Origin of the sequence: Actinomadura sp. SCN-SB, from assembly GCF_043906805.1 — a bacterium.
GTDB lineage: Bacteria > Actinomycetota > Actinomycetes > Streptosporangiales > Streptosporangiaceae > Spirillospora.
In genome coordinates this window covers 1-13,627 of sequence record NZ_JBIMPP010000050.1, presented here as the reverse complement: position 1 = coordinate 13,627, position 13,627 = coordinate 1, and the positions used below count along the sequence as shown (strand labels likewise).

Sequence of the window (13,627 nt, the reverse complement as noted above, 5' to 3'; positions counted from 1 at the left end):
TGGGGGTGATGCGACAGCGCCGAAGGGAGATTCCATGACCACGGCACGCGACATCATGCACCCCGGTGTCGAATGCGTCGGCGAGAACCAGACCCTGACGGACGCCGCGCGGATGATGCGCGACCTGGACGTCGGCGCGGTACCCGTCTGCGGCGAGGACGACCGGTTGCACGGCATCATCACCGACCGCGACATCGTCATCCGCTGCTGCGCCGAAGGACGCGACCCGGGTCAGATCACCGCCGGGCAGGCCGTGGAGGGGCAACTGTACTCCGTCGACGCCGCCGACGACGCCGACACGGTGGTGGACCTGATGTCCCGCCACCAGATCCGCCGCGTCCCCGTCCTGGAGAACAAGCGCCTGGTGGGCATGATCAGTGAGGCGGACCTGGCCCGGAACCTGTCCGAGGACAAGATCGCCGAGTTCGTGTCGAGCGTCTCCCGTCCCACCGAGGCACCGCACGTCTGACCGGCACCGTCAGCGCCGCTGGTCGCGGCGGAGCGGGTGGTCTTCGGGGATCTGGACGAGAACGATCTTGACGCCGTCCGGATCCTCGAGCCACATCTCGATGAGCCCCCACGGCTCGGTCCGGGGCTCGCGGGTCACCCGCACCCCCGCGGCCGCGAGCCGCTCGTGCTCGGCCCGGACGTCCCGGACCTGCATCCACAGCACCGTCCCGCCACTGTCCTCGCCGGAGCCGTGACCGGAGACCTCCAGGAACCCCGAGCCCATGAAGAACACCACACCCGGGCTCTCGGGCGGGCCGAACTCCCGGTACACGGCGAGACCGAGGACATCACGGTAGAAGTGCTGCGCGCGGCGGGCGTCGGCGGGCCGCAAGAGGACGCGGCCACTCAGAATCTCCATGCCGCCATCATCTCCATGCCGCCGTCTCCATGCCGCCGTCCCGGCCGTGAAAGGGACGGCCTACCGGTCCGGCACACGAGCATGGCAGCCTGTGCCTCATGGTCGATGCGGTGGGCCCGCGGGCCTGGCTGATCCGGCACGGGCAGAGCGAGTCCAACGCGGGCCTGCCCACCCAGGGCCCGGGCACGGCGCCGCTCACCGCCCTCGGCCGCACCCAGGCGGCCCAGGTGGCCGCCGCGTTCACCGAACCGCCGGCCCTGATCGTGAGCTCCACGTTCGAGCGCGCCCGCCAGACGGCGCGGCCGACCAGGGAACGCTTCCCGGACGTCCCGTACGAGGTATGGCCCGTCCATGAGTTCACCTTCCTCGGCGACAAGCACCGGCGGGGCTCGACCAACGAGCAACGCCGCCCGCACGCCCTCGCGTACTGGGCGCGCCGCGACCCCGCGTACACCGGCAGCGGCGACGGCGAGTCGTTCAAGCAACTGATCGCCCGCACGTGCGACCTCAGGGAGCGGATGGCGCGGCAGGGGGACGGCCTGATCGCCGTGTTCACCCACGGCCTCTTCATGCGCGCGCTGCTGTGGTCGCTGTCGACCGGGATCACCGACCCGGACGCCGCGGCGATGGCCGCCTTCTACGCGTTCGCCCGGGTCTGGACGATCCCGAACGGCGCCATCGTCGAACTGCGGGCCCGCCGGGAGGACCCGCGGGACGTCCGCGTGATCGGCGGCTCGTTCACCCACCTGGCCACTCCCAGCGGCACCACCCCCGGCACGGACCCCGGCTGACCGCTCCAGACGGGATCAGCCCTCGCCGTCGGAGAAGCCCGCGAAGTAGGTGGCGGCCATGTCCTCGTCGCCGTGTCCCTGCGCGATGGCGCGGCGGAAGCGCTCACCGGCCGCGTCGATCATGTCCACACGGATCCCCGCCGAACGGGCGGCCTCGCCGATGAGACGGGTGTCCTTCTCCGCGTTGCGCAGGGCGAAGCTGGGCTCGAAGTCGCCGTCCCGGATCGCCTTCATCTTCAGTTGCAGGTACGCGCTGTCCATCGGCCCGCCGGAGACCACCTCGGCGAACCGCGCGGCGTCCAGTCCCAGGCCCTTCACCAGCGCGAGCGCCTCGGCCACGATCGTCGTGAGCGCGATCCCGTAGCCGACCGTGGCCATCTTCAGCCGGGTGCCGTTGCCCCGCGCGCCGTCCTCGCCCACCCAGAGCGTCTTCCCGCCGAGCACCTCGAACACCGGCGCGAGCGCCTCCCGCGCCTCCTCCGGACCGGCCGCGAGGATCACCAGCTTGCCCTGCTCGGCGGGCTGCTTGGTGCCCTGGACCGGCGCGTCCACGAAGAGCAGCCCGTGCTCGGCCGCCAGCGCCGTCAGCGGCTCCAGCGCCGCCACGCCGACCGTGCTCATCTGCGCCCAGACCTGCCCGGAACGCAACGCGGGCGCGGCGTCGCGCATCGCGGCCAGGACGGCGTCGCCGTCCAGCAGCATCGTGATGACGACGTCGGCGCCCTCGACGGCGCCGGCGGGGGAGTCCGCCACGGTGGCGCCGTCCTTGGCCAGCGGTTCCGCGCGGGACCGCGTCCTGTTCCAGACCCGCACGTCGAAGCCGTGCCGCACCAGATTGCGTGCCATCGCCGTTCCCATGATCCCCGTGCCGAGCAGCGCGATGGTGGCCATGATCGCGTCCTTTCTGGAATGAACAGTCCAAATGCCCCGGCGACGCTACTCCATTGCCCGCGCGTCATCAAGGCAACCAAGGGCCAGGGGTCAGCCGTAGGCAGGGCTCCCGCCCGGCGTCTCCACCGGGACGTCGGTGTACGGGGCCGCGAAGACGTCCAGCGTCAGCTCGAGATGGGCCGACCACCAGCTCACCAGGGCCGCGGCGGCCCCCGACGCCCCCGGGCCCTCCTCGCCCAGGTAACGGTGACGCAGAGGGGCCACATCGCACAGCCGCTCCCACCACTCCCGGTGGACGGCGGCCTGGATCTGCCCCGCGTCCAAGGGGAACGTCGAACGGTGACCCCGCACGAACGACGTCACGCGGTCGAGGTCGAGCCCGCGTTCGTCGTCGCACGCGAACAGCAGCGCCGCCGAGCGGACGACCTCACCCGCGACCGGCCCGGTCGTCATCGACCCCCAGCCCAGCACCGCCGTCACGTTCCCCGCCCCGCCGTAACGCAGATTGCCCTCGTGGAACGCCCCGTGCAGGTGACCGACCGTGCTGACATCGGTCTCCGGCGGCTGGTGATCGGCCAGCTCCGCGAGCAGCGCACGCCGTTCCAGCAGGCGCCGCTCGGTGAGCGCGGCGAAGTCGTTGCCCCGCCCGTCCCGAGGAAGGGTGGCGAGCATCCCGTCGATCGCGGACATCGCGTCGCACGCGCGCGGCGTCGGAACCAGCAGGCTCTGCTGGACGGGGGAGGTCAGGCGGTCCATCGCCGCGTGCAGCTCACCGAGCAGCGCGCCCAGCCGCTCGCACTGCCCGAACGTCAGCTCCAGCCCGCCGCGCCGCCGTCCCGTCACCCACGGGTAGAGCGCGAAGAGACGCCCCTGCGCGGTGACGATCGTCCGTCCACCGCGCACGGCGTCGATGGGCGCGAGCACCGGCAGACCCGTGGCGTCCAACGCGGCCGTGACCGTGTGCTCGAACAGGACCCTGCGGCGCTCGGCCGCCGCGTACTCCTTGAGAAGGTACGACCCGGCCTCGGAGTCCACCCGCCACCGGTGCCGCCCGATCGGTCGCGGCGGCGCCGGATCGGCGATCCCCCAGCGCTTCAGCAGTCGCGGCGGCGGCTCGTCGTCGCCAGTGCCCTGTGACGTCGGCACGTCAGCACCCCGGTGGCTTCGAGTGGTCGAACGCATGTTCCCCCCGAACGCTACACGCCCCCACCCGTCACGGGAAGGTGAATCCACACGATCCACCCGTGGGCGGCCAACGAAACGGGGCCACCCCGATGGGTGGCCCCGCGCTCGGGCGTATCAGACGCGCTCCAGGATCACGACAGGGATCTCGCGGTTCGTCTTGGTCTGGTACTCGTCGAAAGCCGGCCAGGTCGCCGCCATCTTCTTCCAGAGCGCCGGCTTCTCGTCCGGGCCCGCGGTGCGCGCCCGCGCGGTGAACTTCTCCCCGTGGATCTGCACCCGCACCTCCGGGTTGGCCACCAGGTTCTCGTACCAGTCGGGATGCTTCGGGCTGCCGCCCCGGGACGCCACCACGATGGGGTTGCCGCCGTCGTCCTTCTGGTAGATCAGCGGCGTGGTGTAGGGCTTGCCGGTGCGTCGCCCGGTCGTCGTGAGCAGCAAGACCGTGGTGCCCTGCCACTCGTGCCCCACGGCTCCGTCCGTCGCCTGGTAACGCTCGACGTGCTCCTGCCCGAACAGCATGTCTGCCATCGTCTTCCTTCGTCTTCTCTGGGGGAGAGGGGCGGGACGCCCCCTCGGGACAACCACGGACCGCCGGGCACTCTTCCCTCCCGGGAAATGATCAATACCCTGAACCGATGCCGATGACGAACAAGCCGGCCCCCGTATCGCCGCGCCGGACGGAGCACGCACCATGACTCCCGAGGACGTCGCGCGGCGCTGCGCCGAGACGATGAGCGAACGGGACCACGTGGCCATCGACCTCGACATGGAGATCGTCGAGATCGGCCCAGGCCAGGCCCGCCTGCGCATGCGCGTCACCGACACGATGGTCAACGGCCACGGCCTCGCTCATGGCGGCTACGTGTTCCTGCTCGCCGATTCCGCCTTCGCGTACGCCTGCAACACCCACGACCGCGTCACCGTCGCGGCGGCCGCCGACATCACCTTCGTGGCCCCCGCCTACACCGGCGACCTCCTGGAGGCCCTGGCAACCGAACGCACCCGCTTCGGCCGCAGCGGCCTCTACGACGTGACCGTTCGACGCGTCCCCGACGGCGCGGTCATAGCCGAGTTCCGAGGAACCAGCCGCAGCCGAAACGACCGACTCCTCAACCCCCCCGAACACGACGCCTGACCACCACCCCGGTCAACGACCACAGGAGAACAAACCCCGCAAAAACCAACAAGCAGCGACCTGCGCGACACGTCCGCGCGACGTGTTCCAGCCGGAGCTCCGGGACGAACCACAGCCGAGACGAGCGACTCCTGGACAAACCCGAACGACCTCACTGAACGCCGTCTCCCGGTGTGTCGGCTGCGGGGGATGCGGTACGTGTCGGGAATCGGCACGCGAGAAGTGGAATAGAAGGACGGGAGTGGATCTTGAGACGGGCAGGGGGAGTCGGCGGGCGATCGCCGGGGAATGAGCGCCGGAGCCAGCTGCAGCGTTGCGGTGGCGATCGATAACGGGAGGTAGCGATGGACATCGGGCGGCTGGGAGTGTGGAGCATCGGTCTGCGTTCCGGCGACCGCACGCGCAACGCCGAAGCGGCGGCGGAACTCGAGGAACTCGGGTACGCCGCCACGTGGCTGGGTGGCGGCCCGGGTGTCGAGGACGCGGTTCCGTTGCTGGAGGCGACGTCCCGCATGGTCGTGGCGACGGGGATCCTGAACATCTGGCAGCACGAGCCCGAGGCGGTCGCGGAGCAGGCCGCGAAACTCGACCAGGATCATCCCGGACGCTTCGTCCTCGGGCTGGGCGTCAGCCACGCCCCGTTGGTCGGTGACCGGTACGGCCGCCCCTACGAGAAGATGATCGACTACGTGGACCGCCTAGACGCGGCGGGCTCCCCGGCCGGACGCCGTGTCCTGGCGGCGCTGGGCCCCAAGATGCTGGAGGCCGCCCGCGACCGTGCCGCCGGGGCCCATCCGTATCTCGTCACCCCGGAGCACACGCGGCGCGCTCGCGAGATCCTCGGATCAGGCCCGCTGCTGGCCCCGGAGCTCAAGGTCGTCCTCGACCGCGATCTCGACAGCGCCCGCTCGGCGGCGCGCGAGCACCTGGCGATGTACCTGCGCCTCCCCAACTACACCAGAAGCCTGCTGCGGCTCGGCTTCAGCGAGGACGACCTCGCGGGCACGGGCAGCGACCGCCTCATCGACTCGGTCTTCGCCCTGGGGGACCTGGACGCGGTCGACCGCCGCCTCACCGAGCATTTCGACGCGGGCGCGGACCACGTCACGATCCAGGTCATCACCCACAACAGGGACGCGCTCCCGCTGGGCGAGTGGAGGTCACTGGCGCCCCTGGCGACCGCCCACGCCTGAGCCCGCACACGTCCACCACCTCCGGTACGAGCACTCACCGTGGCGGGTCTGACAGGCGGTCCGAGGGCGCCCTCGGACCGCCGTCAAGTCCGCATCCGGCCAGCGGATACCCGCGACGCGGCGACGATGGCCCTGGAAAGGACCGACCGGGCGGCACGGATCAGATCTCGTCCATGATCTGCTTCAGGAACGGCACCGTGTCGTCCGGCCGGGTGGCCGCGATGCACAGGCTGTTCATGGTCCGCATGTAGATGTCGACGTCGGTGGGCTTGTCCAGGTACAGCGCGCTGGTGAGCTGCTCCATGTAGACGACGTCCGACAGGCCGGGCTCGGAGAACCGCAGGATGGTGAACGGCCCGCCCACGGCGACCTGCTCCACCGCGCCGAACGGGACGATCTGCAGCGTCACGTTGGGCATCGAGGTCATGTCGATCAGATGCTGGATCTGGTCGCGCATCACCTCTCGGCCCCCGAGGGGACGGCGCAGCACCGCCTCGTCCAGCACCGCCCACAGGGTCGGCGCGGACGGCTCGGTGAACCGCTCCTGCCGGGTCATGCGCAGCCGGACACGGCGCTCCACTTCGTCATCGGACGCCTCGGCCTCGGCGTATCCGAGCCGCACGACCGCGCGAGCGTAGTCCTCGGTCTGCATCAGCCCGGGCACGAACTGCACCTCGAACGTCCGCAGCAGCGTCGCGGCGCCCTCAAGCCCCAGGTAGGTCTCGAACCAGCCGGGCAGCACGTCGCCGTAACGGTGCCACCAGCCGGGAGTGTTCGCCTCCCTGGCCAGCTCCAGCAGCGAATCCCGCTCCACCGGGTCGTCGACGCCGTACAGGGTCAGCAGGTCGGCGACGTCCCGCTCCTTGAACCCGACCCGGCCGAGCTCCATCCGGCTGATCTTCGAGTGGGAGCCGCGGATCTCGTAACCCGCCTCCTCGGTGGACAGCCCGCTCTTCTCGCGCAGCCGCCGCAGATGAGCGCCGAGCAGGATGCGCAGGACGGTCGGCCCGCCACGGGGCGGGTAGCTCACGAGCCGGTCATCGACCGATTCGTTCACGGTCGGCGGCATCGGCACAGCTGAATCCTGGGGCAAGGGGTCACCAGCCAGTCGAAGGGACCGTTCGCACAGCCGAACGGCACCGCACCATGCTAGAGGATGGATGCCCCTATTTGGGAAGACTGAAAATCCCGCTCTCGTCACGAGCGAGCAACTGTGGTAAAGGCGGGCGATCACACGCAGTGACGGGAGCGCGTGTGTGATGTTGCTGACCAGTCTACGGGGACTCGTGTGACTGCGCAGGTAGTTTTCCCTCACTACTGCGCTTGCCGTGCCCGTCTGGGACGCGTGATGAAGCTCTCCCCCGACTCGCGAACGATCGGAACCGCGATGGGAGTTTCCTATTAAGGACAAAGAGGACCCATCCGGCCCGCGACCGCAAACCGCACCCGCGGCGCCACAGCCACCGCAGGTTCCAGCGGCTCGCGATTCCCGCGAGTTCGCGGCGCACGCAGGGCGCGATGCAGGCGGTGTTACCGGCATATGCCGTGCTCACAGTGCTGTGGTACGTGCGGTGCCCGCAGTGCTCGCGGTAGCAGGGCGCCGTGGTGCAGCGGTACCCGCGGCGTGCGGTGCTCGTGGTGTGCGCGGTGTGGGTGTGCGCGGCTCGCGCGGCTCCCGCGGCTCGCGCAAGCGCCGGATGCGCTCGACCGGATGGTGCCCTCTGGTGATCAGTACGCGGACCTGGGGGAATCATGCACTCGACCACCAAGGAACTGCTGGAAGTCCGTTTTCTCACCTCCGGCCGGGTCACCGACGCCGAGATCGCGGCCGCCGAGGAAGCCCTCCACAGCGCACTGACCGGTGTCTCCGGTCAGATCGGCTCGGCCTCCCTGACCCTCAGCGTGGTCGCCGACGAGACGCTGCCCCGCCCGGCCCTGGCCCAAGCCGTCGTCGCGATCGACGGCCGCAGGCTCCGCGCCCAGGCCGCCGCCCCAACCCTGCCCGAGGCCATCGGGCTCCTGCGCGACCGCCTGGCCGTCCGCGCATCGTCCTTCCGCCAGGCCGGCTGACCTCTGCGGGCACGACCGCCGCCCGCCCCGCGCGTGAAGAGCGCCGCCCCGATCCCAAAGCGGCCCGAGGGCCGCCCGGTCGATGGAAAGGGGCGCGCCGCTTCAGGCGTCCCGTGTCTGCATGACGGACGACGTCACACACAACGGCAATACCGCGTCAGCCACCATCAACGCCGCCTGGACCCATGATCCTGATCCGCTGATCGCGGCACGGGCAGCCGAGTTGCTGGTCCGGTTCCCTGCCACCCGGCCCCGGCTCTCCCGGCTGATGGGGATTCCCGAGGCCGAGGGACACGAGATGGCACGCGCGAGCGCCAATCTCAGCCTCGGCCATCTCACCCCCGGCGAACCGGCGATCGACAACCGATTGACGGCCTTGCTCGCCGCCAGGGCCCGGGGCGTTCGGCTCACCGCGGCCGTCGCTCTCGCGCTCCGGCTCGGCGACCGGTTGCCCGATGCCGCGCTGCGGAGACTCGCCGAGGCACGCGACCATGCCGAGGAGATCAACGCAACCGCGTTCCCGATCCCCCGGAACCGGCCGCTCCCCGGATTCGCGGCGTCGGCGCTCTACCGGATCGGACTATCCCCCTAGCTTCGGCCCGAAGCAGTATCGGCGCTGCCTGACACCTGTCCGCGGGACCAGGTGGGTCGTCCTGAAAGGCTTGCCGCATGTGTCGATCACGCTGGCTCTGAGGGTCGGTATCCGCGCGGAACCGACGGCAGCGAAGGCGCGCTCGCCGGCAGGCGTGAGAGCCGGGTGGGACGCTCGTGGATCTCAGGCTTCCGCTCACGGACCGAAACAGGTTCTAATAGCGCATGCCTTCGGCCTCCTTGCCCCGCTCGCTGCGCGTCGGCTACGGCATCGGCTCGTTCGGCGCCGGTACCTTCAACACCGTTCCTGGGCTGCTGCTGCTCTACTACATGACGAACGCCCTCGGTGTCCCCGCGGGGTTGGCGGGGCTGGCGGTCTTCCTTCCCAAGGCGTGGGATCTGTTCATCAACCCCTATGTCGGGCGGCTGTCGGACCGCACGGTCTCCCGCCACGGAGCGCGGAGGCCCTACATCCTCGCGGGCGGGATCCTGCTGCCGCCCGCCTTCGTCCTGACCTTCGCAGGGAGCCCGGTCACGGGAGCGCCCGCCGCCCTGTACGTGGGTGGCTGCTTCTTCCTCGCCGCCACGGCGTTCGCGCTCTTCGAGGTTCCGTACAAGGCGATGCCCGCCGAGATGACCGACGACTATCACGAGCAGTCGGCGTTGCTGACCTGGCGGATCGGCTTCCTGGGCCTGGCGATCCTCCTGTCCGGCGGGCTGGCCCCCGCGCTGGTCAATATCGACGGCGGCGAGCCCACGTTCGCCGGCTACCGGCTGATGGCCCTGGTGATCGGCCTTGTGCTTCTCGTCGCGATGGTGGGCACCTTCTTCGGCACGGGTGAGGCGCCACAGATCCGTCGGTCCGAGGCCGAGCATGTCGGCCTGCGCGGGCAACTGGCGGCGGCGCGTGGCAACCGCCCGTTCCTGCTCCTGGTCGCGCTGAGCGCGATGCAGATGCTCGCTGCGGGGATCATGCTGGCGGGTGCCCCGTACTTCGCCTCCTACGTCCTTGAGAACACCAGCGCGGTCACCACCCTCTTCCTCGCACTGATCGGGCCGATGGTGGTGCTGATGCCCGCCTGGGTACGGGTGTCGCGCAGGTTCGACAAGCGTGCCAGCATGGCGGTCTCCAGCCTCCTGTTCATGGTCGGTGGAATGGGGCTGGGGCTCACTCAGACGTTCGGATCGCTCTACGCTCACGTGTGCGTCATGGTGATGGGGGTGGGCTACGCCGGAATTCAACTGCTGCAACTCTCGATGCTGGCCGACACCCTGATCTATGACGAGTTGCGCTCGGGTAAGCGCCGCGCCGGTGTGTTCACGGGGCTGTGGACCGCGATCGAGACCGTGATGCTGGCCCTCGGCGCCCTGGTGCTGGGCTGGATCCTCGCCGCGGCCGGTTTCATCTCTTCCGAGCCCGATGAGCCGGTCGCACAGCCGGACAGCGCGATCGACGCCATCGTCATCGGCGGTGCCCTCGCCCCGGCCATTCTCATGTCCGTCGCGATCGTCTGCACCCTCAGATATGACCTCACCGGCGATCGCTTGACCGACCTACGCAAGACGCGCTCTGATGCCGTCCCCGACACGCCCTGACAATCTTCCGGTGCCTTGTTCGGCCTGAGCCGATAAGCCTGCCGAAGTGGATCGCCGGCAGGCGGTCGCGCCTACCGCTCTTCCGCCTCCGTTCTGCACTATCGGATGGCGCCGCCGGTGTTCATGGGGCGGGGCATGAAGCATGAGAGCGCTCTATCGTGGATTGTGGTGGTCTGCGGGACGATCGTTGCGGTCACCCGGGCGCCGGTCGCGTCCGTGCAGCGCGTTCTTGGGCATCGAGAAGTTCGTCACCGTGCTCGAGGATCCACCGGCCGAGTGCCTTCATCGGACCATCGACCAGGCTCCTGCCCAGGGCGGTCAGGCTGTAGTCGACACGAGGCGGGGCCGTGGAGTAGGCCCGCCGGTCGACCAGGCCGTTGGCGAGCAAGCGCTGCAACGTCTCGGTCAACACCTTGTCGCTGATGCCGCCGATCGCGGTGCGTAGTTCGCGGCGTCGATGTGGACGTGAGCGTAGGGCCGCGAGCACGACGGGATCCCATGTGTGGGTGAAGAGGTCGACGGCCGCACGCAGGCGGCAATCGGCGACCAGTTCATAGCAGTGTGCTTCGTGATCGTTCATCTCGACCTCCATTGTCGTGCGTTCGTCAGGCACCGATCGGTGCGTAACGGCCTTACTACCGTGGCCGCCGCAACGATCAATGCTCGAGAGGGAGAGATGATGCGGATCGGCATCCTGGGAACCGGAACGCTGGCCGAGGCGCTGGGAGGGGGCTGGGCGCGCGCGGGACACGAGCTGGTGATCGGGGGCCGCTCGCAGGCTAAGGCGCAGAGGCTTGCTGATCGGCTCGGCCGAGGCGTACGCGCTGTCGCGCCGCGTGAGGCGGTCACTGGACGGGACGCGGTTCTGCTCGCGGTGTTGTGGGACGGCGTCGATGAGATGCTGCGAAGCGCGGGAGCGTCCGAGGGCTCGTTGGACGGGACCCCGTTGATCGATCCCACGAATGCCGTCGAGCATGGCGTCGGTGTGCTGCTGACCGGCCGCGACGAGGCGATGGCGGAGCGGATCGCCGTACTCGCTCCGGGAGCACATGTCGTCAAAGCCTTCCACCTGTTCGCGGCCGAGCAGTGGACCAGGGCGCCCGGCCAGAACGAGCGACCGGTGACGGTGGCGATGTGCGGCGACGATCCGGCCGCGCTGGAAGTGGTCTCTGAGCTGGTTCGCGATGTCGGCGGGGTACCGGCCGTACTGGGCTCGCTTGATCGCGTCCGTCAGCTTGAGGAGGTCGCGGGCTTCGTCATCGGGCTGGCCTTCGCGGGCTTCGATCCCGCCTCTGCCGTACCGCGTGTCCCGTCACCGGCAACACCACGGCTTCCCAGGGAGTCTCGTGCGTAAAGCCGTGGCGGCCCGCCAGTGCACCGACCTGACGAGCTGTGGACCCTGCCGAGTCAGGATCTCGGCGAGCCCGCCGCAGCTCTGCCCGTCGGCAGTATTCGATCGACATCCCGATCCCACGTCCGACCGCCATACGAACGGGTCACAGCCCGCCGGCTGCAGCCGGGCAACCAGTCCGGGCCGGTCTTGCAACACCGCCTCGGCGGCCGGGCACACCAGATCGGTCTGGGACCGCGCTCGGTCCGGCATCGTCGCAATCGACCGGGACGCTCGGGCAGCACCTGTGGCAGGCGAACAACCGCAGCCCCACCGCTCCGAGCCGGACGCCCGACGGCTCTTACACCGGGCCGAGCACCGGGCCGAGCACGGAATCTCCCGGTCTGTCCTCGCTACGACCAACTCGAACGCACCTGGTGCGAACCGCTGCCATATCTGTTCCAGTGAGTCCAGGTGCGGGCCTGATGGTGGTGTCCGGCTCCGGGTCGGCGTGCACATGCTCCCGTTCCACTCGAACATGACCAGGACGGCTGTCGGCCAGGAATGGTCGAGGCCGACCATGAGCTCACCGTTGGTGGCGCGAGCGGCGGCGCGTCGAAGATCTCGCCGCCGGTTCGCGCCGAGTGCGGCCAGCAGTCGTGCGCCATCCAACGCCGCCGCGGCGGCTGGGTGCCGCACAACACCGCCGGCAGTGCCGCGGCGCAGCCTCCAACCAACTTCGAGCCGAGCTCGTAAATCCTCGCGTACCACCCGCACCCCCACCGCTCCCCGCCGTCGACGGAGGGCGCTCCGACGCGGCGAGCCGGACGTGGTGAGGACTGGTACTGCGGCAGGTATGAGCCCATGCTGAGGGCGGAGAGTTCTGGCGGGACGTCATCGTGGGCGTGTGGGTTCGCTCAGGTCTCGATGGAGGCTGGATTGCGGCCGCAGCTCAGCAGGTCGTAGAGGACGGGTGGCAGCTCGTCCCAGAGCCATTCGTTCAGAGTCCCGGGGAAGTCTTCGGGGGGACCCACGTCCAAGAGCTGGGGACTCAGCTGGGTGAGCCGCACCTCGACCGGGGCATCCGACCACATCGGATCGCCGGCTCCCCAATAGGCCGCGAAGTCGTTGCCCGTGAGTGGCAGCAGGCGAGGGAACGTGTGGCCGCCGGGCCGATTACCCATGGGCAGCAAATGCTGGGCCGTTGTGCGGAGGACGTTGAGCGCGGCGAGGTCGTGCGCACACGACACGCGCGACATCCGCAACTCCGGCAGGCCGAACCGGGTCAGCCCCGAAGTGGTCAACTCCACGCATTCGCAGCCGTCGATGTCATCGTCGGAGACTTTGCACCGGCCGCCGTTCCTGTGGGGCGGCAGTCGCGCGCCGAGCCAGTCGTCCGCCAGCCTGAAAAGCGCGTGTTCGCTCGTGCGTTCGGACAACACCTGGCCGGTGTCGATGTCCACCGCGACCGCGTCGAGGTGGGCGGCTATGCAGCGGGCCACGGCTCGCGCGAGCCGCAGGCCGTAGGGGCGGTCGGTGGACGGGACCTCCGCGGTGACGCCGATGTGCCGACGCGCGTCGAACAGGCGATCTTCGAGGTCGAGGTCGTCACCGTCCACCTCCGAGACGGCGTGATCGAGGCTCCAGGGAGAGTGCGCCGCGGGATACGAGGTGATCGCCAGGCTGGGACCTCCGAGCCGCTCGGCGGCTGCGGTCGCGAACGGTTCCGACAATCGGCGCAAAGCACTCAAAGGGAGGTCGCCGGTCGCTTCGTCGGCCGCGACGACGAAACAAGAAGTGGTCTGCTCGGGGACGGTGAGGCTGATGGACTCGGACATGCGCTGAACCTCCTCGGACCATTGCCGGACGGCTGGAATCAAGCTTGGGGCCGAGAACATGACCGAGAGAAGAGGAACGTGATTCTGTGGAAAACTCGTGATCGACGAGCGCGGGCGAGCGCCAATTATACGTAGGTTA

At 69.6% G+C, this 13,627-nt stretch carries 16 protein-coding genes; 9 read left to right on the top strand and 7 right to left on the bottom strand.

The window, feature by feature from the left end:
• Window positions 1-34: 34 nt before the first annotated feature.
• Window positions 35-469 (top strand): CBS domain-containing protein, encoded by a 435-nt coding sequence (locus ACGWYJ_RS27200; protein ID WP_395109170.1) that lies wholly within the window; start codon window positions 35-37, stop codon window positions 467-469.
• A 9-nt stretch (window positions 470-478) separates the two neighbouring features.
• Here the strand turns inward: ACGWYJ_RS27200 and ACGWYJ_RS27195 are convergent, their stop codons facing one another.
• Window positions 479-868, bottom strand: coding sequence for a VOC family protein (locus ACGWYJ_RS27195; protein WP_395109169.1), 390 nt, complete (start codon window positions 866-868; stop codon window positions 479-481).
• A 98-nt stretch (window positions 869-966) separates the two neighbouring features.
• Here ACGWYJ_RS27195 and ACGWYJ_RS27190 point away from each other — a divergent pair, with 98 nt between their 5' ends.
• On the top strand, window positions 967-1,659 hold the full coding sequence (locus ACGWYJ_RS27190; protein WP_395109168.1) for a histidine phosphatase family protein: 693 nt from the start codon (window positions 967-969) through the stop codon (window positions 1,657-1,659).
• Between the two features lie 15 nt (window positions 1,660-1,674).
• On the opposite strand, the gene ACGWYJ_RS27185 is transcribed toward ACGWYJ_RS27190, so the two are convergent.
• The 3 genes from ACGWYJ_RS27185 to ACGWYJ_RS27175 all read right to left on the bottom strand — a co-directional run bounded on the left by ACGWYJ_RS27185 (window position 1,675) and on the right by ACGWYJ_RS27175 (window position 4,254).
• On the bottom strand, window positions 1,675-2,550 hold the full coding sequence (locus ACGWYJ_RS27185) for an NAD(P)-dependent oxidoreductase (protein WP_395109167.1): 876 nt from the start codon (window positions 2,548-2,550) through the stop codon (window positions 1,675-1,677).
• A gap of 90 nt (window positions 2,551-2,640) precedes the next feature.
• Complete coding sequence (locus tag ACGWYJ_RS27180) at window positions 2,641-3,696, bottom strand: phosphotransferase enzyme family protein (protein WP_395109166.1); 1,056 nt, start codon at window positions 3,694-3,696, stop codon at window positions 2,641-2,643.
• Between the two features lie 153 nt (window positions 3,697-3,849).
• Window positions 3,850-4,254 carry a nitroreductase family deazaflavin-dependent oxidoreductase gene (locus ACGWYJ_RS27175; protein WP_395109225.1) on the bottom strand — a complete coding sequence of 135 codons (405 nt, stop codon included), beginning with the start codon at window positions 4,252-4,254 and terminating at the stop codon, window positions 3,850-3,852.
• A 172-nt stretch (window positions 4,255-4,426) separates the two neighbouring features.
• On the opposite strand from ACGWYJ_RS27175, the gene paaI reads away from it, so the two are divergent.
• A complete protein-coding gene (paaI, locus tag ACGWYJ_RS27170) occupies window positions 4,427-4,870 on the top strand; it encodes a hydroxyphenylacetyl-CoA thioesterase PaaI (protein ID WP_395109165.1) in 444 nt (147 codons plus the stop codon).
• Between the two features lie 344 nt (window positions 4,871-5,214).
• Entirely contained in the window at window positions 5,215-6,063 is an 849-nt protein-coding gene (locus ACGWYJ_RS27165) for an LLM class F420-dependent oxidoreductase (RefSeq protein ID WP_395109163.1), read from the top strand.
• A 160-nt stretch (window positions 6,064-6,223) separates the two neighbouring features.
• On the opposite strand, the gene ACGWYJ_RS27160 is transcribed toward ACGWYJ_RS27165, so the two are convergent.
• Window positions 6,224-7,120 (bottom strand): helix-turn-helix domain-containing protein, encoded by an 897-nt coding sequence (locus tag ACGWYJ_RS27160; protein WP_395109162.1) that lies wholly within the window; start codon window positions 7,118-7,120, stop codon window positions 6,224-6,226.
• 695 nt (window positions 7,121-7,815) lie between these two features.
• Here ACGWYJ_RS27160 and ACGWYJ_RS27155 point away from each other — a divergent pair.
• The 3 genes from ACGWYJ_RS27155 (at window position 7,816) to ACGWYJ_RS27145 (ending at window position 10,320) form a co-directional block, all read left to right on the top strand.
• Window positions 7,816-8,133 carry a hypothetical protein gene (locus ACGWYJ_RS27155; RefSeq protein WP_395109161.1) on the top strand — a complete coding sequence of 106 codons (318 nt, stop codon included), beginning with the start codon at window positions 7,816-7,818 and terminating at the stop codon, window positions 8,131-8,133.
• 121 nt (window positions 8,134-8,254) lie between these two features.
• Window positions 8,255-8,725 (top strand): hypothetical protein, encoded by a 471-nt coding sequence (locus ACGWYJ_RS27150; protein ID WP_395109160.1) that lies wholly within the window; start codon window positions 8,255-8,257, stop codon window positions 8,723-8,725.
• A gap of 224 nt (window positions 8,726-8,949) precedes the next feature.
• Window positions 8,950-10,320, top strand: a complete 1,371-nt coding sequence (locus tag ACGWYJ_RS27145; RefSeq protein ID WP_395109159.1) for an MFS transporter — start codon at window positions 8,950-8,952, stop codon at window positions 10,318-10,320.
• A 193-nt stretch (window positions 10,321-10,513) separates the two neighbouring features.
• Here ACGWYJ_RS27145 and ACGWYJ_RS27140 read toward each other — a convergent pair whose 3' ends face one another.
• Window positions 10,514-10,900 (bottom strand): winged helix-turn-helix transcriptional regulator, encoded by a 387-nt coding sequence (locus tag ACGWYJ_RS27140; RefSeq protein ID WP_395109158.1) that lies wholly within the window; start codon window positions 10,898-10,900, stop codon window positions 10,514-10,516.
• On the opposite strand from ACGWYJ_RS27140, the gene ACGWYJ_RS27135 reads away from it, so the two are divergent.
• Together ACGWYJ_RS27135 and ACGWYJ_RS27130 are read left to right on the top strand one after the other, a co-directional pair.
• Entirely contained in the window at window positions 10,889-11,674 is a 786-nt protein-coding gene (locus ACGWYJ_RS27135; RefSeq protein ID WP_395109157.1) for an NADPH-dependent F420 reductase, read from the top strand. The genes ACGWYJ_RS27140 and ACGWYJ_RS27135 overlap by 12 nt on opposite strands.
• Window positions 11,675-12,214: 540 nt before the next feature.
• On the top strand, window positions 12,215-12,406 hold the full coding sequence (locus tag ACGWYJ_RS27130) for a hypothetical protein (protein ID WP_395109156.1): 192 nt from the start codon (window positions 12,215-12,217) through the stop codon (window positions 12,404-12,406).
• Between the two features lie 161 nt (window positions 12,407-12,567).
• Here ACGWYJ_RS27130 and ACGWYJ_RS27125 read toward each other — a convergent pair whose 3' ends face one another.
• Entirely contained in the window at window positions 12,568-13,488 is a 921-nt protein-coding gene (locus tag ACGWYJ_RS27125) for a hypothetical protein (protein ID WP_395109155.1), read from the bottom strand.
• Between the last annotated feature and the right edge of the window lie 139 nt (window positions 13,489-13,627).

Excerpts from the sequence above, each read along its gene's own strand:
- ACGWYJ_RS27185 (WP_395109167.1), bottom strand. The coding sequence starts at position 2,550 with ATGGCCACCATCGCGCTGCTCGGCACGGGGATCATGGGAACGGCGATG.
- ACGWYJ_RS27200 (WP_395109170.1), top strand. The coding sequence starts at position 35 with ATGACCACGGCACGCGACATCATGCACCCCGGTGTCGAATGCGTCGGC.
- ACGWYJ_RS27130 (WP_395109156.1), top strand. The coding sequence starts at position 12,215 with ATGGTCGAGGCCGACCATGAGCTCACCGTTGGTGGCGCGAGCGGCGGC.
- ACGWYJ_RS27190 (WP_395109168.1), top strand. The coding sequence starts at position 967 with ATGGTCGATGCGGTGGGCCCGCGGGCCTGGCTGATCCGGCACGGGCAG.
- ACGWYJ_RS27140 (WP_395109158.1), bottom strand. The coding sequence starts at position 10,900 with ATGAACGATCACGAAGCACACTGCTATGAACTGGTCGCCGATTGCCGC.
- ACGWYJ_RS27125 (WP_395109155.1), bottom strand. The coding sequence starts at position 13,488 with ATGTCCGAGTCCATCAGCCTCACCGTCCCCGAGCAGACCACTTCTTGT.
- ACGWYJ_RS27165 (WP_395109163.1), top strand. The coding sequence starts at position 5,215 with ATGGACATCGGGCGGCTGGGAGTGTGGAGCATCGGTCTGCGTTCCGGC.
- ACGWYJ_RS27145 (WP_395109159.1), top strand. The coding sequence starts at position 8,950 with ATGCCTTCGGCCTCCTTGCCCCGCTCGCTGCGCGTCGGCTACGGCATC.
- ACGWYJ_RS27155 (WP_395109161.1), top strand. The coding sequence starts at position 7,816 with ATGCACTCGACCACCAAGGAACTGCTGGAAGTCCGTTTTCTCACCTCC.
- ACGWYJ_RS27175 (WP_395109225.1), bottom strand. The coding sequence starts at position 4,254 with ATGCTGTTCGGGCAGGAGCACGTCGAGCGTTACCAGGCGACGGACGGA.
- ACGWYJ_RS27195 (WP_395109169.1), bottom strand. The coding sequence starts at position 868 with ATGGAGATTCTGAGTGGCCGCGTCCTCTTGCGGCCCGCCGACGCCCGC.
- paaI (WP_395109165.1), top strand. The coding sequence starts at position 4,427 with ATGACTCCCGAGGACGTCGCGCGGCGCTGCGCCGAGACGATGAGCGAA.
- ACGWYJ_RS27150 (WP_395109160.1), top strand. The coding sequence starts at position 8,255 with ATGACGGACGACGTCACACACAACGGCAATACCGCGTCAGCCACCATC.